21 protein-coding genes and 1 pseudogene are annotated in these 26,794 nt (G+C 36.1%); 10 read left to right on the top strand and 12 right to left on the bottom strand.

Annotation, left to right across the window (positions count from 1 at the left end; translation table 11 throughout):
• Positions 1–576: 576 nt before the first annotated feature.
• Entirely contained in the window at positions 577–801 is a 225-nt protein-coding gene (locus QSG86_RS12815; protein ID WP_317031854.1) for a hypothetical protein, read from the bottom strand.
• Between the two features lie 439 nt (positions 802–1,240).
• The gene (gene trmA, locus QSG86_RS12810) at positions 1,241–2,323 is read right to left on the bottom strand and encodes a tRNA (uridine(54)-C5)-methyltransferase TrmA (RefSeq protein WP_317031853.1); all 1,083 of its coding nucleotides are present in this window, start codon (positions 2,321–2,323) and stop codon (positions 1,241–1,243) included.
• 431 nt (positions 2,324–2,754) lie between these two features.
• Between trmA and QSG86_RS12805 the strand changes: the two genes are divergently transcribed.
• Positions 2,755–4,125: an aspartate ammonia-lyase gene (locus tag QSG86_RS12805; protein ID WP_410487499.1), complete on the top strand. Its 1,371-nt coding sequence runs from the start codon at positions 2,755–2,757 to the stop codon at positions 4,123–4,125.
• Positions 4,126–4,268: 143 nt separating this feature from the next.
• On the opposite strand, the gene accC is transcribed toward QSG86_RS12805, so the two are convergent.
• The 4 genes from accC to QSG86_RS12785 all read right to left on the bottom strand — a co-directional run bounded on the left by accC (position 4,269) and on the right by QSG86_RS12785 (position 8,020).
• Positions 4,269–5,633, bottom strand: coding sequence for an acetyl-CoA carboxylase biotin carboxylase subunit (gene accC / locus QSG86_RS12800; RefSeq protein ID WP_317031851.1), 1,365 nt, complete (start codon positions 5,631–5,633; stop codon positions 4,269–4,271).
• A gap of 18 nt (positions 5,634–5,651) precedes the next feature.
• Positions 5,652–6,071, bottom strand: a complete 420-nt coding sequence (gene accB, locus QSG86_RS12795; RefSeq protein WP_317031850.1) for an acetyl-CoA carboxylase biotin carboxyl carrier protein — start codon at positions 6,069–6,071, stop codon at positions 5,652–5,654.
• 16 nt (positions 6,072–6,087) lie between these two features.
• Positions 6,088–6,543 carry a type II 3-dehydroquinate dehydratase gene (gene aroQ / locus QSG86_RS12790; protein ID WP_317031849.1) on the bottom strand — a complete coding sequence of 152 codons (456 nt, stop codon included), beginning with the start codon at positions 6,541–6,543 and terminating at the stop codon, positions 6,088–6,090.
• 826 nt (positions 6,544–7,369) lie between these two features.
• Positions 7,370–8,020, bottom strand: a complete 651-nt coding sequence (locus QSG86_RS12785) for a hypothetical protein (protein WP_317031848.1) — start codon at positions 8,018–8,020, stop codon at positions 7,370–7,372.
• A gap of 98 nt (positions 8,021–8,118) precedes the next feature.
• On the opposite strand from QSG86_RS12785, the gene ispF reads away from it, so the two are divergent.
• A complete protein-coding gene (gene ispF / locus QSG86_RS12780) occupies positions 8,119–8,607 on the top strand; it encodes a 2-C-methyl-D-erythritol 2,4-cyclodiphosphate synthase (protein WP_317031847.1) in 489 nt (162 codons plus the stop codon).
• Here the strand turns inward: ispF and QSG86_RS12775 are convergent.
• The 3 genes from QSG86_RS12775 to QSG86_RS12765 form a co-directional block, all read right to left on the bottom strand.
• Positions 8,588–9,121 (bottom strand): hypothetical protein, encoded by a 534-nt coding sequence (locus tag QSG86_RS12775; RefSeq protein WP_317031846.1) that lies wholly within the window; start codon positions 9,119–9,121, stop codon positions 8,588–8,590. The two genes, ispF and QSG86_RS12775, sit on opposite strands and share 20 nt — an antisense overlap.
• A gap of 87 nt (positions 9,122–9,208) precedes the next feature.
• Positions 9,209–10,300: a 3-deoxy-7-phosphoheptulonate synthase gene (locus QSG86_RS12770; RefSeq protein WP_317031845.1), complete on the bottom strand. Its 1,092-nt coding sequence runs from the start codon at positions 10,298–10,300 to the stop codon at positions 9,209–9,211.
• Between the two features lie 500 nt (positions 10,301–10,800).
• Complete coding sequence (locus QSG86_RS12765; RefSeq protein WP_317031844.1) at positions 10,801–11,688, bottom strand: sulfite exporter TauE/SafE family protein; 888 nt, start codon at positions 11,686–11,688, stop codon at positions 10,801–10,803.
• 199 nt (positions 11,689–11,887) lie between these two features.
• Between QSG86_RS12765 and lpxB the strand changes: the two genes are divergently transcribed.
• Positions 11,888–13,078, top strand: coding sequence for a lipid-A-disaccharide synthase (gene lpxB, locus QSG86_RS12760; RefSeq protein WP_317031843.1), 1,191 nt, complete (start codon positions 11,888–11,890; stop codon positions 13,076–13,078).
• Positions 13,079–13,187: 109 nt separating this feature from the next.
• Here lpxB and QSG86_RS12755 read toward each other — a convergent pair.
• A pseudogene (locus QSG86_RS12755) lies at positions 13,188–14,483 on the bottom strand (acetyl-CoA C-acetyltransferase); the annotation flags it as partial.
• A 461-nt stretch (positions 14,484–14,944) separates the two neighbouring features.
• On the opposite strand from QSG86_RS12755, the gene QSG86_RS12750 reads away from it, so the two are divergent.
• The 3 genes from QSG86_RS12750 (at position 14,945) to dnaX (ending at position 20,080) form a co-directional block, all read left to right on the top strand.
• Complete coding sequence (locus QSG86_RS12750; protein ID WP_317031841.1) at positions 14,945–16,336, top strand: 3-oxoacyl-ACP reductase; 1,392 nt, start codon at positions 14,945–14,947, stop codon at positions 16,334–16,336.
• 289 nt (positions 16,337–16,625) lie between these two features.
• Positions 16,626–17,507, top strand: a complete 882-nt coding sequence (locus QSG86_RS12745) for a MaoC/PaaZ C-terminal domain-containing protein (RefSeq protein ID WP_317031840.1) — start codon at positions 16,626–16,628, stop codon at positions 17,505–17,507.
• Positions 17,508–17,983: 476 nt separating this feature from the next.
• Entirely contained in the window at positions 17,984–20,080 is a 2,097-nt protein-coding gene (gene dnaX / locus QSG86_RS12740; RefSeq protein ID WP_317031839.1) for a DNA polymerase III subunit gamma/tau, read from the top strand.
• 344 nt (positions 20,081–20,424) lie between these two features.
• Here the strand turns inward: dnaX and QSG86_RS12735 are convergent, their stop codons facing one another.
• Positions 20,425–21,609 (bottom strand): MFS transporter, encoded by a 1,185-nt coding sequence (locus QSG86_RS12735; protein WP_317031838.1) that lies wholly within the window; start codon positions 21,607–21,609, stop codon positions 20,425–20,427.
• An 81-nt stretch (positions 21,610–21,690) separates the two neighbouring features.
• Positions 21,691–22,272: a TetR/AcrR family transcriptional regulator gene (locus QSG86_RS12730; RefSeq protein WP_317031837.1), complete on the bottom strand. Its 582-nt coding sequence runs from the start codon at positions 22,270–22,272 to the stop codon at positions 21,691–21,693.
• Between the two features lie 336 nt (positions 22,273–22,608).
• Between QSG86_RS12730 and QSG86_RS12725 the strand changes: the two genes are divergently transcribed.
• From QSG86_RS12725 to QSG86_RS12710, 4 genes are read left to right on the top strand one after another with little or no spacing between them, the layout of a single operon-like run.
• The gene (locus tag QSG86_RS12725; protein ID WP_317031836.1) at positions 22,609–23,115 is read left to right on the top strand and encodes a low molecular weight protein-tyrosine-phosphatase; all 507 of its coding nucleotides are present in this window, start codon (positions 22,609–22,611) and stop codon (positions 23,113–23,115) included.
• Between the two features lie 10 nt (positions 23,116–23,125).
• Positions 23,126–24,178 carry a UDP-N-acetylmuramate dehydrogenase gene (murB, locus tag QSG86_RS12720; RefSeq protein WP_317032573.1) on the top strand — a complete coding sequence of 351 codons (1,053 nt, stop codon included), beginning with the start codon at positions 23,126–23,128 and terminating at the stop codon, positions 24,176–24,178.
• On the top strand, positions 24,175–25,311 hold the full coding sequence (locus QSG86_RS12715; protein ID WP_317031835.1) for a YdcF family protein: 1,137 nt from the start codon (positions 24,175–24,177) through the stop codon (positions 25,309–25,311). Before murB ends, QSG86_RS12715 begins: the two co-directional genes overlap by 4 nt.
• Positions 25,311–26,357 carry an alpha/beta hydrolase gene (locus QSG86_RS12710; RefSeq protein WP_317031834.1) on the top strand — a complete coding sequence of 349 codons (1,047 nt, stop codon included), beginning with the start codon at positions 25,311–25,313 and terminating at the stop codon, positions 26,355–26,357. The genes QSG86_RS12715 and QSG86_RS12710 overlap by 1 nt, the downstream gene beginning before the upstream one ends.
• Positions 26,358–26,794 lie beyond the last annotated feature (437 nt).

The raw sequence follows: 26,794 nt of genomic DNA, 5'->3' as shown, positions 1-26,794 counted from the left end.
GTTGAATTGATGTTAACTAAAGAAAAAATTAACAATACTTTAATATATATTACTTTAACCGCGAATCGTGGATCAGCAATTGACTTGAAAAATAACACGACTAGCGCCATCAGTTAAGTGAGTACACAAAACGTATTACTTTATTTAGTCCTAGTGGTCAATAATACGGAATTATTCGGCATAATTGATGATTTCTGGCTTAAATTTGTAGTAACTGATTAGACTCTTCTCAACCAAAATCATCATTTTTTAAGCGATAGGACAGTTGATTTAGATCATTTTAGAAATCTGTGTTATTGCTATTTACATGCAATGCTTTTATTTTAATACGTTCAAAGTCTTTTTGACGTGGCTGAAGGACGATATAGATTGATGAGTAAAACATATCGTATTCGTAGATTTCTCAGTGGTATTTATGTATTGTGGTGTGCATATCAATTGATATATAAAAATAAGCCAATAGGTTCAAATGATGAAATCATTGGCTTAAACAGAATGTAGATTATTTTAAGTCAATATAAAAATAACAGTGATAAATAAAAAAGGTATTTAGATGACTAAATACCTTTTGTTGTACTATTGTAATGGTAGATGCTGCAGTTCATTTAACTCTTTACGGCTATAGCCGCGAGAGGTTAATACCTTCTTAATACCAATAATCACTTCCTCATCCGTTGCTTGAGATAATGCTTGGATAAGTTGTTCATTGGATTTACAAGAGCAATCATTTTCAACACAAGCAATTTGATTTTTATGCTCGTTATGCTGTTCGTTCATAAACAGTTTTTGCCAAAAACTCATAGAGCCTACATATACAACCTAACATAGATCGAAATATAAACATTTTAAAAAATAAAGCAAGTCTCCTTGATATAATAAATCAGCATTGATGATGAACTTTATCGATTTTCATCATGAAATTGATCATATTGTTTGATGGTTCAAATAACATTCTATTAAAAATCAATTTATTAGATGTGAGTTTGTTTTTTAAGTTTATTTAAACCAATTGTTTAATAAAACATCACATTATTTAATGAGAAAGTAAGGGGCTGAGCATAAATGGTGCTGTATTGGGTTCGTAATGACGTGATATTGTTCAATTTCGTTTAGCTTTGTGATAGCGTTGAAATAGAAATATATGCAAAGTATGTAGGGTAATGCTATTTTTGATATTTAATTGCGGGTTTAATAAACAAGATCTTCATTCTGCTTTGAAGTGAATGAAGATCTTAAAGCGTTAAATTTTCTCAAGTAACACGCCGGATTCAACATGATGTGTATATGGAAACTGATCAAATAGCGCAAATTTCTTAATGACATGTGTTTTGCTAAGATATTGTAAATTATCATGTAAAGTGTCAGGATTACATGAAATATAAATAATACGTTCAAAGCGTTGTAATAACTTTAATGTTGCTTCATCAATACCAGCACGAGGTGGATCTACAAAGACAGTGTCAAATTGATAGCTACTGATATCGATATTGGCTTCTTGTAAGCGGCGAAATGTTTTTTCACCATTATATGCCTGAGTAAATTCTTCGGCAGATAAACGTGCAACTTGAATATTTTGAATATTATTTTTTTCAATATTCCACTGTGCAGCATAAACAGAAGATTTAGCCAGTTCTGTTGCTAGAACACGATTAAATTTTGTTGATAAAGGAAGTGTAAAATTACCATTCCCACAATAGAGTTCAAGCAGGTCTTTATTGGACTGAGGGGCGGCATTACAAGCCCATTCCAGCATTTTTTGGCAGACTTCAGCATTGGGTTGAGTAAAACTGCTTTCAATTTGTTTATAGGCGTAATGACGGTTAAAGACTTGAAGTTCTTCAACGACATAATCATCAGAGAGCACGATTTTTTGTCCGCGACTACGACCAATAATTTTAATGTGCAATTTTTCGGCAAGTAAGCGAGCGGCACGTTCCCAATCTTCAGTTAATTTATGATGATAAATGAATGTGACGAGTACTTCACCATGTAAGGTGGATAGAAAATCTATTTCAAATAAACGTGTAGATAAAATTGTATTTGCTTTAATTTCTTGCAGCAAGATAGGCATTAGTTGGTTAATGCGTTGATCGGCAATAGGAAATTCATCTATACGAATAACTTTTTTTTGTTGATTTTCATCGCGTTCAAACATGGCATAAAATAGATCATGTTCTGTATGCCAAATACGAAACTCTGCACGCATCCGAAAATTGAATTCTGCAGATGGAAAAATCTCTAAAGCAGGTGGATTAAATTCAGCAAACTGGGCTGAAATACGTGCAACTTTTGCATCAAGTTGTTGTTGATAAGATGAAGTCATATACCGTAAAAAAATCACAAATCTTTGTAAAGTGATGATGGTAGCAAAGTTTATGATTTCACGCTTCTTTAATTATAAAAACTTTTGCTATATTGATCAGTCGCATAAAAATAACGATGTTATCAATCTTCATGGTATTAATATGATGGTTTGTTTACTATTTGATATAATTAGTTTTTTTCATCATATTTATAATTAATAGCCTAAGTAGAAATATTTGATCGAAATTTTATCATTAAAGCGATTGTAAAAAAATATACAAAATAGATCTCAATTTTACAGCAAAAAATCAGTGCTGTTGGTCAAGAAAGGCGATAAGATGGTAGTTGCACTTATCGTGTAGTTATTTATTGAGAGAATTTAACGTGACAACAGTTCATATAGATAAAACAAGAACAGAACATGATTTACTTGGCCATAAACAAGTACCAATGGATTGCTACTATGGTATTCATACCTTAAGAGCATTGGAGAATTTTAAAATTTCAGATCAAAAAATTGGAAAAAATTTAGATTTTATTCGTGCATTGGCGCAGGTCAAGAAGGTGTCAGCACAAATCAATCTTAAGTTTGGGAAAATTTCTAAGCAGCTTAGTGAAGCAATTCAATTTGCTGCAGATCAATTGATTCAATATCCTGAGCAATGGAGTACAGCGTTTCCGCTTGATATTTATCAAGGTGGAGCGGGCACTTCAATTAATATGAATGTAAATGAGGTGATTGCCAATATTGCTTTGGAATACTTAGGTCATCATAAAGGTGAGTATCAATTTATTCACCCTAATGATCATGTTAATAAATCACAATCTACCAATGACGTTTATCCAACCGCATTGCGATTAGCAACCTATTATCGTTTAGATCAGTTGTTTGTAGTAATGCGCCAACTTATTGCTTCTATTAATATTAAAGTGGCAGAATTTCAACATGTATTAAAAATGGGAAGAACACAGTTACAAGATGCTGTTCCAATGACTTTGGGGCAAGAGTTTCGCGCTTTTTCGACATTATTAAAAGAAGATCTCAAATTAATCGATCGCACACGTCAATTGCTTTTAGAAATTAATTTAGGCGCGACTGCAATTGGTACGGGAGTAAATACGCCTCAAGGTTACGCAAAAGAGGTTGTCGCAGCATTAAAACAACTTACACAATTACCGTTAATTGGTGCCGAAGATTATATTGAAGCAACCAGTGATTGTGGGGTGTTTATTATTTTATCAAGTACCTTAAAGCGCTTGGCTGTTAAGTTGTCAAAAATTTGTAATGATTTACGGTTATTAAGTTCAGGTCCAAGAACAGGTCTGGGTGAAATACGTTTACCTGAATTACAAGCAGGATCTTCGATCATGCCTGCCAAGGTAAATCCTGTGATTCCTGAGGTTGTGAATCAGATTGCTTTTAAGGTGATTGGTAATGACTTAGCTGTGACGATGGCTGCTGAAGCTGGGCAATTACAGCTGAATGTGATGGAGCCTGTCATTGCAGTGTGTATTAATGAATCTATTGAGTTGTTGATACATGGTATTGAAAGTTTAGATCATAAATGTATTCAGGGGATTGTGGCGAATGAGCAGGTTGCCTATGATGCAGTTATGCGTAGTGTTGGCATCGTGACTTTATTGGACCCAATTTTAGGGCATGCAAAATGTGATGAAATTGGTAAATTATGTATTGCTGAAAATAAAACCATTCAACAGGTGGTCTTAGAGCAAGGATTATTAACTCAACAGCAGTTTGATGAAATTTTTGCAATGGAAAATCTAATTTCAGAAGTGACACCGATAGATGCTTGTTGTTGATATTTATTATCAATAAAACGGTGATTTTGACTACTGCTTTATTGATTCAACAATGATTTTCTGGATTAATTTTGATTTAAACTGAATAACAGAAAAGCGTTGCTGGCATATTTGCATGTCAGCAACGCGATACATTGTATGGATTATTCTTTCTGAGAATGACCTTCAAGCTGTTTGAGAAGATGTTTTTCTAAGTAGTGGATATCCATGGCTTCTTTACAGAAGTTCGGATCAACTAAGATCAGATCTTTATGCAGTGGAATATTGGTTTTAATTCCCGTTAAGATCATTTCATCTAAGGCTTGTTTCATGCGTGCAATCGCAGTGTCACGATCTTTACCATAAGCAATTAGCTTTGCAATCATGGAGTCGTAATAAGGCGGAATGCTATAACCTTGATAGATATGTGAATCTAAGCGGATACCTGCACCACCTGGTGCATAAAAACTTTCAATCTTACCTGGAGAAGGCAAGAATGTTGTTGGATCTTCAGCATTGATACGACATTCTAGCGCATGACCATGTACCTGAACATCTTCTTGTTGCAGATTTAAACCCAGTCCAGCAGCAATACGTAACTGTTGTTCGATGATATCGATACCTGTCACCATTTCTGTGACAGGATGCTCAACTTGTACACGTGTATTCATTTCAATAAAGAAGAATTCACCATCTTCATAAAGAAACTCAAATGTACCTGCACCGCGATATTGCATTAGCTTACATGCATTAACACATGCATCTAAGATATCAGCACGTGCTTTTTCTGGTAAGTTTGGTGCAGGTGCTTCTTCAAGTACTTTTTGATGACGGCGTTGTAATGAGCAATCACGATCATATAAATGAATAGCATGGCCATTACCATCTGCTAAAATTTGTACTTCAACATGGCGAGGTTTTTGTAAAAACCGCTCCATATAAACGGTATCATCGCCAAACCACATTTCGGCATCACGTTGAGCGGCCTGCACAGATTCAAGCAGTGTATCGACACGTTCAACAATACGCATACCACGACCGCCACCGCCAGATGCAGCTTTCACAATTAATGGAAAACCAATTTCTTTAGCTTCAACCAAAGCATTCTGTGGTGTTACTGCATGAGCCGAGCCTGGTACAGTTGGTACGCCAGCTTTACGCATTGCTGTAATTGCAGAAACTTTATTCCCCATAAGACGAATATGTTCTGGGCGAGGGCCGATAAAAATAAATCCAGAGCTCTCGACAATTTCAGCGAATTCTGCATTTTCTGATAGAAACCCATAACCTGGATGAATTGCATCTGCACCTGTAATCTCAGCAGCCGTAATTAACGCAGGAATATTTAAATAGCTTTCGCTACTTGTACCTGGGCCAATACAAACTGCTTCATCACAAAAACGTAAATGCATGAGGTCTTTATCAGCATCGGAATAAATCCCAACGGTTTTAATTCCTAAAGTTTTACAAGCACGTGTGATGCGAAGCGCAATTTCACCACGGTTTGCAATTAAGACTTTTTGCAACATTGTGAATCCCCGTGGTGATTAGGCGCGGTAACGAAATAATGGTTGACCAAATTGAATAACTTCGCCATTTTTAACTAAAATTTCTTCAATTACGCCACTTTGTGTTGCTTCAATTGGGTTCATGATTTTCATTGCTTCAATAATCCCCAAAGTCTCGCCTGCAGAAACAGTTTGGCCTACTTTAATAAATGGTGCCTCTCCTGGGCTTGCTGCTGCATAAAACACACCGACCATTGGTGATGTTTCAACCGCACCACGTGGTGTTTTTGCTGCTGGAGCAGCAGGTGCAGAAGGAGTAGGCATTGCTGGAACGGCTGCCGCAACCACAGGACTACGACGAGTTAATGCAATCGATTGATCACCTTCTTTAACTTCGATCGCTTGTAAGTCAGACTCAATCATTAAATCGATGAGTTTCTTGATTTTACGAATATCCATGAGACAGTATTCCTAATTAAGATTGTGTAGAAGATTGAATTTTTTCAATAGCATAATCTAGGGCGGTGGCATATCCTTTCGCACCTAAACCACAGATTACACCAATCGCTTTATCTGAAAGATAAGAATGGTGTCTAAATGCCTCACGTGCGTGCACATTCGACAAGTGGACTTCAATGAAAGGAATTGCGACACCCAAGAGTGCATCACGAACGGCAACTGAAGTATGTGTCAATGCAGCAGGGTTAATGATGATATATTTCACACCATCCTGCCCAGCTTGATGAATACGGTCTACAATTGCGCCTTCCCAATTACTTTGAAAAGTTTCTAAAGTGATTGCTGAATTTGTTGCTTGCGTTATGAGCTGCTGATTAATATTGTCCAGTGTCAGTGATCCATATACTTCAGGTTCACGTTTGCCTAATAAATTTAGATTTGGTCCATGAATCACCAAAATGGCTGCACTCATTCAGCTTGCTCCAATGATTAAATTGCAAATTAATTTTGCACGTTCTATGCAAAGTTTGCTTATTATGGCAGAAAAATCCACATTTTTTTTATAAATTGGTTAAAATGCCGTGGAGTACTGTTGCCAAAATACGGCTATATAATGATAATTTTGTTAATAAGTAGCAATGTTAAAAAATTACAAATTCTCAGTTTATTCTTGTGTATGATTGGCTTAAAACTATTGGCGAAAACTATACTTGAATCTTGATTTGACTTTAACGATTATAAATACGTCAGTTTAAAATATATCCAGATCATCAACCAAATAGCATCTGATGAATGCAGTATCATCCTATTTTAGAATTTTTATTTGCAGATAAAAAATACATCTCTTAAAAATTAAGATCACTTGGCTGTATAGATATCTTTTTATATCATAAAAACAATATTTATTTTAATTGATTTTTTCTTGTTTTTAACTTATTGAATTATATATTTTTAATTATCATATATCCTGTTGTTGCTCGATTTGATTGAGCTTTACTTGAGGATATGTGACTAAAATTATACAGGAAATGGGAGTTATCGGAATTTAAAATTGGTTTTGATCTAACAGACTTGATCAAGGTTGATCGTTTTTTGAGTTATATACTTGGATGGTGTTTATGAAGGCTGTCAATGATCTTGTCTATGGATACAAGAGGATATGTATATCTTTGTCATTTAAATTGGCCGTATTGTTCATTTATGACCAAATAAATAGGTATTTTTTTTATCACTAGTCGTCACTTTAGACGACATAGTATTGGCAAAAGTTACACGATGCTGATTTCTTGATCATCTTGCTAATCATAGAGCCGGTATAGACCAATAAAGGCTTCACAACCTTTTTGTTTGCTGTGAATTGCCAGATAAGCTTTGTGGTAATTAAAACGATATTGACAACCTTTCTCATTGTCGATGATCTGATTTTTATTTTCTATAGTGCTATAAGCCAGTAGGGAACGAGTTTGTTTATCAATTTTATTATTTGGATTTAAATAGGTGATACCTTCAATTTTAATATTATCTTTTGTTAATTGATGAATTTGAATATGAATAGGATCTTTGGAGATTTGACCTTGTTCATATTTTAAATAATGTTGCGTTAGACTTTGATTGAGTGAGGTAAAAAGATTGAGTTGATCAATGCGATCATTCACTTGTTGTTGATAGCAGCTTAGACTTTTGCATTGCTGTATATGTCTAAACCATAATTGATGTGTATCTTGTAGTAGACGTAAGGGTGCATCTGTCACTAAATATGCGGTTAAACTTTGCGTTTCGAGTTGTTGTCTTTGCTGTTTGAATGATGAGCTACAAAGCGTTTTTAATGTCGCATTTTTTTTCTGATGACAATCAATTTCCTGCGCATATGTTAAAGCGCTGCAAAAAAATCCTAAACCAATGACACAGCATAATAATTTGCTCAGATTAATTTTTCTTTCCAGCAGCATGATCGCTTATACTTTCACTTAATTTGAATGCTTAACTATAGCGAAATAGAAAGCATGAATACAAGATTTCAGTGATTATTTTCTTAAGGAGTTTACTAATGAATCAACAGATCCGTATTGGACAGGGAATAGATGTTCATGCGTTTGAAGAGGGAAGTTTTGTAACTCTAGCGGGTATTCGTATTCCGCATTCACATGGTTTAAAAGCACATTCAGATGGTGATGTTGTATTACATGCATTATGTGATGCTTTATTAGGAGCATTGGCTTTAGGTGATATTGGTCAGCATTTTCCTGATACAGATGCAAAATTTAAAGGCATAGACAGCACGCAATTGCTACAACATGTTTATCAACTTATTTTAGACCGTGGTTATCTGCTCAATAATGCAGATATTACCGTTGCATGTGAGCGTCCTAAGTTAGCAGCATATCATTTAGAGATGCGTCAAAATATTGCCAACATCATGAATGTTGATCTCAATCAAGTGAGTATTAAAGCCACAACAACTGAAAAACTGGGATTTACTGGACGTCAAGAAGGTATTCTAGCAACGGCAACAGTACTTATTCGCTATGCGAAGTAAGCGATGTATGCATTAAGGTGTCTTGTAGCTCTTTTGTTGCCTTACGACCTTGAAGTTGTAAGGCAACAGCATGAATTAAGCCAGTCCAAGTTTGGTTAGGTTGCCAAACTTGATGCATTTGCTGTTGTGCTGTTGGCATCTCAATATTAAGATAATAGTGTAAATATAAATACATTAGGCTGCTAACACGATAATTATTCTGACAGTGAATCCATAAAATTTGATCTTGTACCAGATGATGAATAAGATCTAAAACCAAGATACATTGATCATCAGATGGCATTTCCCATGAAATTGGCATATGAATATAGTGTAATCCTAGCGCTAAACAATCATGCTCTTCTTGGCGATTGGTTGTGTTTTCTTCAGTGAGGCCAAGATTGATGATGGTACTGACGCCATAGGCTTTAATAGATTGGAGCTCTACTTGAGTCGGTTGACCAGAGGTGAATAAATGTGCATGAATAAATTGGAAATTTAAAATTTGGCTTAGATTTTTTTCAATGTCATTCATAGAGATGATCAAGCGGTGAATGTATTGATGACTACTATAGAACACAAACGCCATCTTGACGATGGCGTTGATGATCAAATTAGAATTTTAACGTTGAGGTAGCACTGATTTTAATGCTTCATGCATCTCTAAGAGTGCTTTTTCTGTTGTTTCCCAGTCGATACAACCATCTGTTACTGATTTTCCGTACTCTAAGTCACATAGATTTTCTGGAATATCTTGACGTCCACCTTTGAGGTGACTTTCGACCATAATACCGACAATAGATTTGTTGCCGTCTATAATTTGTTCGGTAATGTTTTTAAGGACCAGTGGCTGTAGATAAGGATCTTTATTGGAGTTAGCATGACTGGTATCAATCATGATTTTATGACTGACTTTGGCTTTAGAAAGTGCTGCCTCAGCATTGGCAACTGAGCCTGCATCGTAATTTGGCTTACCATTACCGCCACGCAGTACTACATGGGCATATGGATTGCCGTTGGTACGGATGACTGAAACTTGACCATTTTCATTTAGCCCTAAAAAGCTGTGACCATGTTTGACGGATTGCATCGCATTTGTTGCCACAGTCAAACCACCATCTGTACCATTTTTAAAACCTACAGGAGATGATAAACCAGAAGACATTTCACGATGTGTTTGACTTTCGGTTGTTCGTGCACCAATCGCAGACCACGAAATTAAATCCTGATAATATTGTGGTGAGTTTGGATCTAAGGCTTCTGTGGCACAAGGCAGACCTTTTTCATTTAATTCGAGTAACAGTTTACGACCTATACGTAGACCTTTTTCAATATTAAAAGAGTCATTCATATCTGGATCATTAATGAGGCCTTTCCAGCCTACTGTTGTGCGAGGTTTTTCAAAATAGACACGCATAACCACATAGATTGTATCGCTAATTTTGTCACTTAACACTTTTAGACGATCTGCATATTCATGTGCCGCATTAACATCATGAATTGAACATGGCCCAATAACAACAAAAAGGCGTTTATCTTGACCATCTAAGATATTACGCACAGTTTCACGACCTTTGAGTACAGTTTGATAAGCTGTTTCAGTTAAAGGCAATTCAGTTTTTAATTGTGCTGGTGTTACAAGGGGTTGGATGCTCTGTACGTTAACATCATCGATATCATTTTGGGTAATAGAATTGGACTGTAAAGTATTCATTGCCGTCACTGGTTTGATTATACAAAGGTTGTTTCATGCTTCGACTATAACATGAATATATTGTTGAATTGTTATAAAAAAGATCAATAGATCATGAAAGAAAAAGTGATGAGTCGTGATCAGTGATGATATTGTTTACTGCGATACACATGAAAGACGCCATTTTGTTATTTTTATTTGCATATATTTTAGTTACAGTTGATTGCTTTTTTTAGTATTTTTTATTTATAAATCAAAGTTATATATTCTTATGAATATCATTGTTCTTATGGCTTAAAGAAAAGTTTGATCCATCACTTTGCGCAAAAAAACAATCCAATGATTATACTGAATTAATCAATTTATGCATGCTGTTTGGTTCGTAGATAAAACAAATTCAATTGATCTTTAAAATATCAACAGATGATTTACGCTGATCATCAAATATATACTGATTTTCTTTAAAGGAATCAGCATATATTTGATTTAATAAATAATTTTTAGCTTAAGATGAATAAGTTTTAATTATGTTGAGCTGTAGATACGATTTGAACAGTTTGTTGCGTTGGATTGCTCGGTTTGGTTTTAACCGGATGAATCATAAAATTAACGCCAAGTGCAAACAGTGTGATACCTAAAACTTTACGAATATGGCGTTCAGGTAAACGTGAGCTGATTAATGTTCCGATAATGATAGCCGGAATTGATCCACACAGGAGCCAGCCTAATAAATGAAAGTCGACATTTCCTGAGCTCATATGACCTAAACCTGCGACTAAAGTCAGTAATACGGCATGCACGACATCTGAGCCGATAATACGGATCATCGGTAAATTAGGAAACATGAGAATGAGTGCCATAATACCAAAAGCACCTGCACCAACTGAAGACAAGGTCACAAATACGCCTAATACAACTCCCATAAAAATAATATAAGGACGTTTGTTTTTGGCCTGTTGTGCAATAACATCTCGATCAATCTCCAGTTCATGGATTTGATTTTTACGAAATTTATCAAAGAAACGTTCAATCGATCCTCGAAAGATAATCGAAATACCGGTTAAGGTCAGCATAAAGCCAAGTACTATGGTTAAAACCATTTTATAGCTGTTAGATTGGCTTAAATAGTTTTCAAGTACCCAATGCGTTGCAAATGAGGCTGGAATACTACCAACAGCAAGCCATATCACAATTGGCCAAACGATATTCATTTTTTTTGCATGAACCAATGAACCGCAGAATTTGGAAATTGCGGCATAGAGTAAATCTGTACCAATTGCGATATGGGGTTCAATTCTAAACAATGTAATTAAAATCGGAGTCATTAATGAACCGCCGCCAACACCGGTTACACCAACACAAAAACCAACCACAATGCCAGCTAATATAAATTCAATTGGACCAAACATGGATAGAGATCAAATATAAAAAAAACAATATATGTTATGACTTTTAGATATAAGGAGTTGTCTTGATTAATGATTTACTTATTCTAAAAAGTGCTAAAGACATTAATTAAAGGCATTGCACAGTAAGATCATGCAGATGTTTGCTGTCAATAAACGCTATTATGTTAAAATTTTCATAATGCTTTTTGAGGATTTAAACTTGCAGAATCGAACGCTAAAAATAGGCATGGTAGTTGGTGAAGTTTCAGGTGATACACTTGGAGCTCAATTAATTCGTCGTTTTCGTGAGCAAGGTATTGATGCCGAATTTGAAGGTATCGGTGGGCCTCAAATGATTGCAGAGGGTTTTACAAGTTACTATCCTATGGATGTATTGTCCGTGATGGGTATTGTTGAAGTTGTTAAAGATCTCAAAAAATTATTTGCTGTACGTGATGGTTTATTTGAGCGTTGGTCAAAACATCCTGTTGATGTTTTTATTGGGATTGATGCGCCTGATTTTAATTTACGATTGTCGAAAAAAATTAAGCAACAGCACTTAGCAATTAAAACAGTTCAATATGTAAGTCCCTCTGTATGGGCATGGCGTCAAGGGCGTGTACATGGGATAAAAGCAAATATTGATTTAGTCTTGTGTTTATTTCCATTTGAGCAGGCATTTTATCAAAAGTGGCAGGTACCTGCTGTTTTTGTTGGTCATCCATTAGCAAGCCAGTTACCTTTAGAGAATGACTTGGCGCAAGCAAAACTTGATCTTGGTTTAGATCCAGTGGCGAAGCATATTGCTTTACTACCTGGAAGTCGTCGAGGTGAAATTGAAAAACTTGGGCCATTGGTACTGAATGCAGCTCAAATTATTCATCAGCGCTATCCGGAATATTTTTTTCTTATTCCAGCGATTAATGATGCACGCAAACAACAGATTGAGCATATTTTAAGTGCATATCCACCTGATTTAAAAGCCAAGGTACAGATATTGGAAAATACTGCTCAGGATTCTAAGATTGGGCGTCAAGTCATGAATGCTGCCGATATTGTTGCATTGGCATCAGGAACTGCGACTTTGGAGGCGATGTTAGTCCATCGGCCAATGGTTAGTTTTTATCAGTTAAATACTTTCACCTATTGGATTGTCAAGTTGTTGATCAAAATTCCTTATTATTCTTTACCCAATATTATTGCGGGTAAAAAAGTGATTAAAGAGTTAATTCAACATCAGGCAACACCAGAACGACTTGCTAAAGAGATTGAGGCATTGATGGATATTGAAACTCGTCAAATTCAAGTGATGCAGCATATTACTATGCATAAACGACTGCTGGCCGACAATAGTGAAGATCCTGTACAAGCTATCCTAAATTTATTGCCAACAACAAGCAGTTCTAATTAAATTCCTGAGATAGCATGATGTGATCTAAAGTAGCACCACAAAAAATCATATTAAACTGATTTTTTGTGGTCATCATAGATGATGAAAAGTGATCAACGCAATTGATGCTTTATTTTTCAATAATTGCAGTGACACCTTGTCCACCTGCTGCACAAATGGAGATTAAAGCACGGCCATGACCTTTTTGATGAAGTAGTGTTGCAGCAGTCGCTAAAATTCGTCCGCCTGTTGCTGCAAATGGATGACCTGCAGCTAATGACGAACCTGTCACATTTAATTTGTCAAGATCAATTGTCCCTAGAGGTGCATCAAGACCAAGGCGTTCTTTACAAAATTGTGGATCTTCCCATGCTTTTAATGTAGCGAGAACTTGCGATGCAAATGCTTCATGAATTTCATAATAGTCAAAATCTTGTAATTTAAGGCCAGCACGTTCTAACATCCGTGGAACAGCATAAGCAGGCGCCATTAATAATCCTTCTTTTTTAACGACAAAATCAACAGCTGCTGTTTCTGTAAATGTTAAGTAAGCCAAGACTTCATGACCATTGGCTTTAGCCCATTCTTCAGACGCTAAAAGAACACAAGAAGCACCATCAGTTAAAGGAGTTGAATTACCTGCAGTCATGGTTCGTGAATCCCCTTGACCAAAGACAGGTTTTAGTGTTGATAATTTTTCTACAGATGAATCTGGACGTAAGTTATTATCTCGTTCTAAACCTAAAAAAGGAGTCACCAATGTTTCAAAAAAGCCACGCTCATAGGCAGCCGCCATTTTTTGATGAGATAAAGCGGCAAACTGATCCTGTGCTTCACGAGAAATTCCCCATTCAAGCGCAGTAATTGCTTGATGATCCCCCATAGATAACCCTGTCCGTGGTTCTCCATTTCTAGGTGCTTCCATGAGTTTCTTGAAATTGATTTTAGATAACGCTTTTAAGCGTTCTTTCGCGCTTTTTGCAATGTTTAATTTAAGTAGTGCTTTACGTAAACTGTCACCTAAAGCAATAGGGGCATCAGAGGTCGTATCAACACCACCTGCAATACCGACTTCAATTTGTCCAAGGGCAATTTTATTTGCAACAGCAAAAGCTGCCTGAAGTCCAGTAGCACATGCTTGTTGAATATCATATGCAGGTGTTTCTGGTGCCAATTGGGTATTGAGTACACATTCACGTGTCATGTTGAAATCACGACTATGTTTGAGTACTGCACCAGCGACAACTTCTCCTAAACGTTGATCTTGTAGATGATAGCGTTCAACCAGACCATTCAGTGCTGCAGTGAGCATATCGGAGTTTGATGCAGAAAAGTATGCACCATTTGAACGTGCGAAAGGAATGCGATTACCACCAAGAATTGCAACGCGACGAATTGTATTTTGAGTCATATCATGATCCTGCTGCTCAATATTGATTTTGGCTGATGTTTGTTCGGTTAAAGGCGTTGTAGACACATTGTGCTGTGGTGGATGGCTGATGATGTTTTCTGTAGGAGAATTTTCTGTTGCCATACTCTTTGCTGTATCATGATGCTGAGAAGTGACAGATGTCATTTTTGGTGATTTTGGCATCGTGTTTTTGGATGGCATTTTAATGGCTGAATTTTTTTGAGTAACCTTGCTCATACAGCATTTCCCACTATATTAATTATCATTTCAGACCTTACATTAACATAATTAGAATTTAGCTCAATTGACTACAATGACAAACTAAAAGATATTCAGGTCAAGACATGTTGACTTTAACTTCAGTATCATGAGGATGCACTGAACGATCTATTGAATTATAAAATTTAGACAAGATATTAAAGTTTAAAGATAGGCTTAGATCAATCAATACATCATTCGTTTGAGAGATAACCATTATGACTGATCAATATCAAATATTTGCAAAATCATCGATTGGTAAATTTGTAATTAAAAATTTAGGTTTGCCATCACCGATTAAATTAGATCGTTTTGAATCAGCGATGCCAGTGGTCAAGGGAGCTGTGCTGATTGGTATGGCCAGCGCAACGACATTCACGCCTGTAATAACAGAAATTTTAACACGTATCCATGCAAACAGTTATATTGGGCATGATGCAGCGTTACAAAAGATTGCCAATGCTACTGGTTTAAGTTTTAACCTTTGGGATCATGCTGATAAAATTTCAAAATTTAAAGTCATTATATTTGATGCTTCTGGCATAGAAAACTCACAACAATTGACACAGCTGTATCAATTTTTTCAACCGATTGCACGTCAAATTCAGACTTCTGGTCGCGTCGTTGTGATTGGAAAAACACCTGAAACGGTCAAAGATTTAAAACATGCAATCGCGCAACGTGCTTTGGTTGGTTTTGTTAAATCGATTGCGAAGGAATTGAAGAAAGGGATTGCAGCAAACTTAATTTACGTCGATCAGGATGCGGAACAAAATCTGGAATCGACTTTACGGTTTATGATTTCACCTCGTTCTGCTTATGTTTCGGGTCAAGTGGTTCGTGTCTCTCAAGCAGCTGTGATAGATGTGCAATGGGATAAGCCTTTAGCTGGAAAAACAGCGGTGGTAACAGGTGCTAGTCGAGGTATTGGTGAGGCAATTGCCCACGTACTTGCACGAGATGGTGCTCATGTCATTTGTTTGGATGTACCACAGCAGCAAGCTGATTTAGCACGTGTAGCAGATCAAATTGCTGGTTCAACATTAGCCATTGATATTACAGCAGCAGATGCAGGTGAGAAAATTAAACAAGCTGCTGCAGCCCATGGCGGCTTAGATATTATTGTACATAATGCAGGGGTGACCCGAGATAAGACTTTGGCCAATATGAAACCCGAGCGTTGGGATATGGTCATTCATATTAATTTATCTGCGATTGAGCAAATTAATGCGTATTTACTCAGTCATGAAGGGCTTAATGAGAATGGTCGTATTATTTGTGTTTCATCTATTTCAGGAATCGCAGGTAATTTAGGGCAAAGCAATTATGCAACGTCGAAAGCAGGTGTGATCGGGGTAGTGACATTGACTGCACCATTATTAAAACAGAAGATGACCATTAATGCCGTCGCACCAGGATTTATTGAAACACAAATGACAGCAGCAATTCCATTCGCAATTCGTGAAGCAGGACGACGTATGAACTCAATGAGTCAAGGCGGTTTACCTGTTGATGTGGCAGAAACGATTGCTTGGATTGCTTCGCCAGCATCAACTGGCGTCAATGGTAATATTGTACGTGTTTGTGGGCAAAGTTTACTGGGTGCTTAGAAATTATTGGATGTTTTAAAAGATAAGGACCAAGATTATGATTCAATCATACAATTAATCTTGGTCTTAGGTATCTGATTATAAGCCATATCAAACCTAAAACTTACTGTAATGAATGAATTAGGATTTGACATGTATTTAGCAAGCGTATCATGTTAATTTGCATGATTGGTTGGCAAAACATATATTCAGATCATTGATAGAGAATAATATTGCTACTCAGCCATATTTGATAATAGAACTTAAATATGGCTGGGTATAATGATATGATTAAACGAAGAAATTGATTATGAACATACGTCATTTTGCAGCATTACCGAAACCTTATTTAACCTATCCTAAAGTCATACAAGGATTGATTTTTAAGCCATCAAAAGCAAAGCAATCATTGGCTGAGGTTGAATATATTGTTGACCATTTGCTAATTAATCAACGCCATTTAGCGGCTTATAATAAAATCTGTGGTTTTCAAGATGATCAGTATGTTTCTGCCATTTATTTGGCCATGCTGTCACAAAGTTTACAAATGCATATGATGACCAAAGAAGATTTTCCATTTCCTATTTTAGGACTCGTGCATATTCGCAATAATATCAAACAATTTAGAACAATTATTAAAGATGAACAACTGAGTTTATCATGCAAATTTGGTGAACTTCGTCCACATGATAAAGGTATCCAGTTTGATTTTATCGTGACTGCAAAAGCAAAAGGGCAAGTTGTGATGAAAGCATTGATGACCTATTTGTGTCGTCAACATCATCCTCAACAAAAATCTTCATCTCATCAAGATCATTGTTTGTCACAGCCTGATTATAAAATTGTAGCGCAGTGGCATATTTTAGAAAATATAGGTCGCCGTTATGCATTCATTTCTGGTGATTTTAATCTGATCCATCTTCATCGTGTCAGTGCTAAAGCTTTTGGTTTTAAACAAGCAATTGCTCATGGTATGTGGACCCATGCGAAAGTACTTGCTAATTTAGCGCTACCAGAACAATATGAAACAGATGTAGCCTTTAAATTACCTATTTATTTACCATCAAGTGTTGATTTTTTAACTGCAACACAACACAATCAAACGGATTTTTTAATTCAAAATAGTCAAAATAAGAAGCCTCATTTGATGGGGAGTCTAAAACAGATCAATGTTGATATTGAACACAATTAATAGGGTATTCTTGTTCTTTTAAAGACGAATGAAGCCATTTTTAGAGTTTAGATGTTTTGCTTGGATTTTGTCATTGATGCGGTCTGTTACAAAGGAAAGTCGCTAAATTTGAATGTGTCGCGTGTGATGATGTTGTCAATGCGGATTTAAACGCATCACGCAACATTTGATTGGTGGGGTACATCATTTTTTGTAGTGCAAGGATGTGCTAAAGATTGCCTTTACTTTTAGAATCCCTGAGAACGCGTTTTGCCAGAAATAAGGTGAAAATGGTTGAAGTATGTCAAAAAGTTAACTTTAGACACTAGAATGTTGAAGCAAGGCTTATGGTCTTGCTCAGTTATAATACCTGATTGTTTGCTGTTCGACTGATCTTTTTACTTGAGTCGTGTTGATAATTCTCTCGCAACTTTGTCATTGCGCATTCACTCTTTGGTAAAAAAACAGTATGCTTGTACAGTGAAAAAGGAGCATACATGTATCAAGTACTTGCACGAAAATATCGTCCACGTAATTTTAATGAATTGGTCGGTCAAAATCACGTCTCTCGTGCTTTGACGAGCGCTTTAGAACGAGGACGTTTGCATCATGCATATTTGTTTACGGGGACTCGGGGGGTGGGTAAAACCACTATTGCCCGTATTTTGGCGAAATGTTTAAACTGTGAAACAGGTGTAACTGCAACTCCATGTGAAGTATGCCCGACATGTAAGGCAGTCAATGAGGGTCGTTTTATTGATTTGATTGAAATTGATGCGGCCTCAAGAACCAAAGTTGAAGATACACGAGAGCTTTTAGATAATGTCCCTTATGCACCGACACAAGGTCGTTTTAAAGTTTACTTGATTGATGAAGTACATATGTTATCAACGCATTCTTTTAATGCGTTATTAAAAACCTTGGAAGAGCCACCAGAGCATGTAAAATTCTTATTTGCAACGACAGATCCGCATAAATTACCGATAACGGTCATCTCACGCTGTTTGCAATTTACCTTAAGACCACTGGCAATTGATGAGATTACTCAGCATTTAAATCAAGTATTGTCTACAGAATCGATTGTTGCTGATTCAGATGCGATTTGGCAGATTGCAGAATCTGCACAAGGTTCATTACGTGATGCATTATCTTTAACCGATCAAGCCATTGCATATGGTCAAGGTGAAATTCATCATCAAGACATTAAAGAAATGCTGGGATTAATTGATCGAACGATTATTTATGACTTAATTTTGTCGATTCATCAAAATCAGCCAGCACGTGTAAGTGCATTATTATTACAATTTAGACAGCAAGCTTTAGATGTATCATTGGTTTTAGACCAGTTGATTTCGACTTTACATGAATTGGCTTTACTACAATATTTACCTGATTTAGCACTTAAATATAGTCATGAAGTTAATCAAAAAATTATGCAGTTATCGAGCTTGATTTCAGCAGCAGATTTACAGCTTTATTATCAAATCGCTTGTAAAGGTCGTGCAGAATTACAGCTTGCCGTGACACAAGAGCAAGGTTTTGAAATGTGTGTGTTACGGTTGCTGGCATTTAGGCCGATTTCTGTCAATGAGCTTCCAGATCAAGCATCTCAACCATCATTGGCAACACATTCTCAGCCATTGGTCGAAATGTTGCAGCCAACATCTGATGATGTCTTTGAGATGGAAAATACCACAGCTGCTAGTGTCGTAGAGAACGCACCATCTCCAGTAGCGATGGTCGCACAACCCTCTAGTGTATTTACGCCGTCTGAGGAGAATGAAAATCATCAAAATTTATGCAAAGTATCAGATGATCATTCATTAAAGCATAATGATGATATTCAGTTACAGCAATGTCAGGATCAACAAGCACAAAGTGAGTCAATTGTTTTTGATGCGACATCAGATGAGCTATTATTTGGTTTAGACATCGCATCTTCTGAAGTGACTGATATACAGCAGCATTGTGATAATGATGTTGTTTTAGAGGATTTTTCTGTCGAAAGTTCAATATCAGAAAGTCATCAGCTTGTGTCTAAGCAAACTATGGCTATAGATTGCAATACCGAACAGTCTGTCATGGAAAGTTTATGGGAGGAAACGGCTGTTGATTCTGACCGTGATATCGCCATACCTCAAGACGAATCTCCGCTAATAACAGTCGCATCATCCTGTATGCCACAAGATATTCTTCGTTTGTCTGAACAAGATTTACACGGTGAATGGACGGTTGAAAAATGGGAGTATTGGTTTCGGTATGCTGAATTATCGCCTGCAGTACAAGAGTTGGCACAGCATGGTATTATGACAGGCAACATTAATGGCGAGTCAATCTTTCATATTCCAGAGCAATATCAGGCCTTGTTAGATCAGTTGCAAGTTTATTTAGAACAGGCATTACAGCAACAATGGCCACAGACTGTTTTTGGTGTAAAATATGAAAATTTAACCTGTACGACACCTTACACTTTGCTCAACCAACGCAAACAAAAAGCATTCCAGCGTGCAAGTGAATTACTTCATCATGACTCAGTTGTGCAAAGCTTAATTCATAACTTTGATGCAGAATTACATAATATTCAGTTGAAATAGTTTTAAAAAGTTGATTTTACCTAATTTACTGATGAATTCATCGTCATGAGAGAATCAAGCGGGTTATATTAGGTATATTTCAACATCATTAACACAACATGAGTAGTTTTTGCTATAGCTTGAAAAATAATCATCAATGTAGTTAAAAGTTGATGATTTACTATGTTTGAGTTTTTATCTAAATCGAGCGTAAGACCTCTACCGACAGTCAGGTGGGGGATACAAACGATGCGGTAAAGGTCGTCCTGTGAAGCAGAAAGCAAGTGAAATCCGTAAGGAAGTCACCTAGGCGCTTTTGCTTTTAGAATCCTCCACTTGAGCGCGTCGAAAGTGGTGGGAGTATGTCAAGATTCAATTACTCGAGATCCTGATTTAAAACCATGTTTTTTCGCTAAAAATACAATTAATAAGCCCATTAGGGATAAAAAAGCCATACTGATGAAAAATGAGCTGATACCGAATTCTTTTAGCAGAATTCCTCCAGCAATACCACCGCCCGCGACAGCCAAGTTAAAAACTGTCACTAACATAGATTGAGCAATATCAACATGATCACCAGCAGTATCCGCAATAGCTGTCTGTAGTAAGGTTGGTGCACCCCCAAAAGTAATTCCCCATAAAGCCACACCGATGATGATGGCCCAAATTTGATTACTTAATATCCCCATTAAAAGAACAGCACAGGTGAAGCCCAGTAAATTTATCAATACTAATTTTCGTAATATCTTATCAATAAAAATACCTGTGATCCAAATTCCTAAAATAGAACTTATACCAAATATGAATAAAATAAAATCAAGATATTTACTGAGATTAACAGAGACTAAATAGGGTGAAATGAAAGTATAAAGAATATTATGCGCCAATATCCATAAAAAAATTACAGCTAAAATTGAGCAGATTCCAGGATGGTATAAAACCTCTTTAATCGATATCTTTTGGCTGTTTGATTTTCCCTGAACATGAGGAAGCTGTGTTTGAACCCAAATGATTAAGCCTGCCGTTAAACCTGAAATAATCAAAAATACGCCACGCCAACCCAACAGATTACCTAGCCATGTCCCGATAGGTACTCCTATACATAAAGCAATAGGTTGACCAATCCCAACAATAGCCATGGCTCTACCTTGTAAATTTATAGCGACTATGTTGCGTGCATAACCCGCTAGAACTCCCCACATAATTCCAGCCGCCATCCCTGAAAGAAAGCGCAAAAACAGTATAAGGAAGTAGTTTGATGATATTGCTGTAAGGCTGTTAAAAATAAAAAGACCACTGATTGCAAACAGGAATAGGTATTTTCTTGACCAACTCCGTGTTGCAAAAATAACAGGGATAGCTGTCACGACTGATCCAAATGCGTAGACTGAAATTAATTGACCAGCTAGAGATTCTGATACATGTAAATCATGGCTTATTAAGGGCAATAAACCGGCTGGAATAATTTCAGTCATGATGGTAATAAAACCCGCAAGCGTAAATGCCAATAACGTCCATATTGGTAATTGGGGTTGTTGTAAATCGTTCATTCTGGAATGATCGTTCCTAAATTAAAAAAAGAAATGCTTAGTGATGTATAAGATAGACTAAGCGCAGATAAATAAAGAGTTTTAGAGTATATTTAACGCGGTCTCAACAATACTAGATAAGTATTCTTGACGATTTTGTGTATCACATCCCTGACTTAAAACTCTTATTCCCTGAATAGTATTTACGAAAAAAAGTGCCAGTGCATGTGCAGAATGATCCTTCTTTATTTCACCTGATTGCTGCCCACGTATGATTAATTTTTCTAATGCTTTTTTTAGCCTTTCAAAGTTATATGTTACTGTTTTAGCAACTTTTGCATCTTGACCAGCCAGTTCCAAACTAGCATTAGCGATGAGACAACCACGATTTTCAATATCGGTTATTTCATCTTCAATAATTTGCGAAAAAAATTGGTTGATTATTTTTTTTACAGAACCTGTACTTGATAATAAATCAATATTAGCTTGTGTTTTGAGTTGGTAACGATATAAAGCGTGTTGATACAATTCTTCTTTATTTTTAAAAGTACTATATAAACTACTACGTGATAATCCAGTTTCATCGACTAAATCTTGGATTGAAGTCGCAAAAAAACCTTTACGCCAAAAAACCTCCATAGCAGAATCGGCAACTTTTTCTGGATCAAATTCTTTTATACGCATAACTTTATACTGGAACAATCATTCCAATAAATAATATTGAATCTATTATCGTGTGTCAATCAATGATTGTAGTTAAGATAGCAGGTATTCATGCACATCATTTTTATCATGTATGGTGTATGATAATCTGCTCATACATTGAAGACATCGAAAAAATGCTGGTTACGATTAATTTTAATCTTAAAATATTAACACGCCTGAATGTATAGATAAAAAATTATTGATGTGATGTTTAAAATTTAACGAATTGTCTAGTATTGTTGATGATGGATATAGGATTCATTGCATAAATAAACTAACATACAATGATGAAAAAATAATTGTTTTGAGGTCATTATGTCATCCAAAACGCCATATAAGGTGTTATGTGTTTGTTTAGGTAATATTTGTCGTTCTCCAACAGCAGAAGTTGTACTTAAACATTTTTGTGATGAGCAAGACTTAAATATAATCATTGATTCTGCTGGAACCAGTAATGCTCATCCTGATCAGGCGCCTGACTTAAGAAGTCAGCAACATGCAGCAAAACGTGGTTATGACTTATCGACACTCCGCGCACGACAATTACAATTACGCGATTTTATGGCGTTTGATCTGATTTTGGCAATGGATTTAGAAAATTTGGCGCATATAGAAAAACTTAAACAAATCGCATTAGATCAATTTGAAGAAAAGCATCTTAAAGCCAAAATTGCCTTGATGAGTCAATATGATACTCAATATCCTCAACAAGAAATTCCTGATCCTTATTATGGTGATGCGTCAGGGTTTGAGCGTGTATTAGACCAATGTGAGTCGAGTAGTCAAGCATGGGTAAATATTTTTAAAACGATGAATGTTTAAGGCTAAAATGATGAAAATTGAAAAAGATGTACAGCTTCGGTCTTTTAATACATTAAACTTAAACAGTTCTGTCACGCACTATGTCAAAATTCATTCTATTGATGATCTGCCATTAGCTTTTGATTATGCACAGACACATCAGTTGAATTGTATGATTTTATCTGGTGGAAGTAATGTTTTATTGCCAGAAAAAATACATGCTTTACTGTTGCATATTGATATTCAAGGGATTACTCAAATAAATGAAGATCCATATAGCGTATTGTTAAAGGTAGGTGCTGGCCAACGGTGGCATGATTTTGTGCTATGGACAACATCGCAAAATTTATTTGGATTACAAAATTTAGCGCTCATTCCTGGTTTAGTGGGTGCCGCACCTGTACAAAATATTGGTGCCTATGGTGTTGAAGCTGGAGAGTTTATTGATTCTGTTCAGGTTTATGATTGTGTTGAGAAAAAAATTAAAACGATTCAACAAAAAGATTGTCAGTTTTCATATCGATACAGTATTTTTAAACATGATCCTCAACGTTATGTGATTACACATGTTAATTTTAAATTATTTAAACAGGAAAATTTAAAACTTGACTATGGTGATTTAAAAGCAGCAGTGGGTGAGAACCGTACCGGTTTAAATTTACAACATCAGGTGATTAAAATCCGTCAAAGTAAGTTACCTGATCCTCAAATTTATCCGAATGTAGGAAGTTTTTTTAAAAATCCAATTATTTCACAACAGCAATTTGATATATTATTTCATAACATCAATGCTGTACCGCATTATCCTCAGGCTAATCATCAAATTAAGGTGGCAGCAGGTTGGTTGATTGAACATGCACACTGGAAAGGTAAGCGGCTTGGCCCTGTAGGAATGTTTGATAAACAAGCATTGGTATTAGTGAATTATGCAGACGCAACATTTATTGATGTACAACATACTTATATGGCTGTACAACGTGATGTTTATGATCAATTTGGAATTATTTTAGAGCCTGAACCCGTATTGTTTAATGATATCGGACAGATTGTGGCACATTCTACAGCATTGGAAACATTGCAATGAAGAAAGTCGATTGGATGGTGCGGATAGTACAAGTTGCAGCAGCACTTTTTGTACTTATCGGCTGTCTGGTACTTTTTGTTTATTCGCCTTTTTATTCTAAAGCGATTGTTAAGCTCTTGAATAGCTTTGTCTCAGTAGAAGTGAACCAAATAGCAGCTAAAAGTCAGAAGCTCGGTGAGTTAAATGATGATGATACATTGGAACCGGGATCAAATCTTTGGATTGCACGACAAGCATATCTAAAATTGTTGGAAGAAGATATTCAACAACATAACTCGCAAAATATAACGTTGTTACAACAACGTTATAAAATATTGATTCATTTAATTAATCAGGAAAATCTTCAAGAAAAAGAAGCGGGTTCGGCAGTCCAAGTCCCTATGACTTCACCGCATGCTAGTTCTGAAGCAGAGGCTGATCGTGCTTTAGCTGTGCGTGAGTTACTTGAGCTCAATAGTTCTGAAAATAAAGAACTTATGGATAAATATCGTATATTTTTGTCGACACATCAAGTGCAACAGCATGATTTGGGTACAACAGATTATCGTTCTAAAGATCTGAACTTAACTGAAGAAATTAATGATATGCCTGATCAAAGTGATGCGCACCGATCTATTCAACAGTCGAAACCTTATGCTATTGTTGTATTGGGAGGCGGCTTGGCACTGGATCAAAAAACCAAAAATATTGTCGTTAACCAATACACACGGCTGCGTTTAGAAAAAACCTTAGAGATAGAAAAACAATATCATTTACCTATTGTATTAAGTGGGGTAGAAGCACCCTATATGCAACAATGGCTTAAAGAACGGGGGGTGAATGCTAAATTGCTTGAAAATAGAAGCATGAATACCTGTGAAAATACTCGTTTCAGTTCATTATTGTTACAAAAAAAAGGTGGAGCGCCAACGGTTATTTTAATTACTGATCAATACCATATGCCTAGAACGCGTCGATTATTTGCTTTAAATGGTATTGAAACAATTCCTGTTGAAGCACCGATACCTACTCAATTAACCACTTGGCGTCCTAGTGCGCAAAATTATGACCATAGTCGTCGGGCAAATTATGAATTACTTGCCACTGTTCGTGATGTCATATTTGGTTTAAGCGATTGTCGAGAGATTCCATAATGTCTGATTTGCCATTTTTAAATCCAAAAGATTTACAGCAACTTGATTTGCCCATCCCTAGTCGGGAAATGACATTAGAAAAATTGGAAAAATTAAATTTAAACCGTGTATATATCCCTAATGTGCATATTCAGGCATATCGTAAACTGTATGGCTTTGATCGATTAAATTGCGAGCATTGGCAAGGCTATGTTGAAATGCCACTTTTTAAATTGCATGTGCAAGTTTTTACACCACAACTCGCGGGGAGTCGATTTCATCGAATACAGGGTACAGTTGCACTTTTACATGGTTATTTGGAACATAGTGGTATTTATCAACCGATTATTCAGGAATTATTGGAGCAAGGTTTTAGTGTTTTAACCTATGATTTACCTGGACATGGTTTAAGTAATGGTTCACCTGCCAATATCGCAGATTTTGATCATTATCAACAGGTTTTAGAAACTATTTATCACTATGTTAAAAATGCAGATCAATTACCACAGCCTTGGGTTGGTATTGGTCAAAGTACTGGTGGTGCAATCTGGATGCACCATGTTTTGCAGTATGCTGAACGTCGGCAAAATCCCTTTATTGAAAGAATTTTATTACTTTCTCCTTTAATACGTCCGGCCAAAACAGCGTGGTGGCATAACACGATTGGCTTAAGTATTATCCGTCGTATTAAGCGTGAAGTGCCTCGTCATTTTAGACGTAATAATCATAATCCAGAGTTTTTACGATTTATTCGTTTAAAAGATCCTCTACAACCAAAAATGATGGGAATGGGTTGGATTTTAGCGATGTCAAAATGGATGCGGGAAATGGAGGATCGTCCTGCTTGCCGTATTCCGGTATGGCTAGCACAAGGTGCTTTAGATCAAACGGTAGATTGGAAATACAATATTGATTTTATACGAGAGAAATTTAGGTTACAAACATTACTAATTTTGGAAGAAGGCTCACATCAGTTAATTAATGAGCGTAAAGATATTCGTGCTGCTTTAACAGGATTGATTCCAGCATTTTTACATGCTCAATCAGGCCGACGTTATTATGAATAATCAATAAGATTGGTTTATGTCACCAAGAAAAAGTTAACTTTCTTTTTGTTGGTTATTGATATTGTATCGTTTGAAATATTGATACATACGTCTGTGCAAAATATATTGCTGTGCATATAAAGGTATTAAAGTAAGGCTCAAATCATCATCCATATAAATTTGAATCATCATTATGATCAGCACAGCATATTTTTATTTCTTTTAAATCTAAAGCGTCAATTAGATCAGTTGCAACTTTTGTGCCATCATTGATTATAAATTTAATAGGATTTCCATTTGCATGTTGGTGTGTTCTGACATGACTCGTATCAATAAAGATACATTCTAAATCAGCATCAGAAGATAGTTATTTAAATATTTTTAGTAATTTACTCTCTTTAAGCCACCAATTGAATTTTTTAATAATAGAGTTTAGCGTAACCAATTTTTCGGCTAAG

The sequence above is a fragment of the Acinetobacter sp. SAAs474 genome, assembly GCF_032823475.1.
Lineage (GTDB): Bacteria > Pseudomonadota > Gammaproteobacteria > Pseudomonadales > Moraxellaceae > Acinetobacter.
The sequence above is the reverse complement of the archived record's forward strand: the minus strand, read 5'-3'. Positions and strand labels throughout refer to the sequence as shown.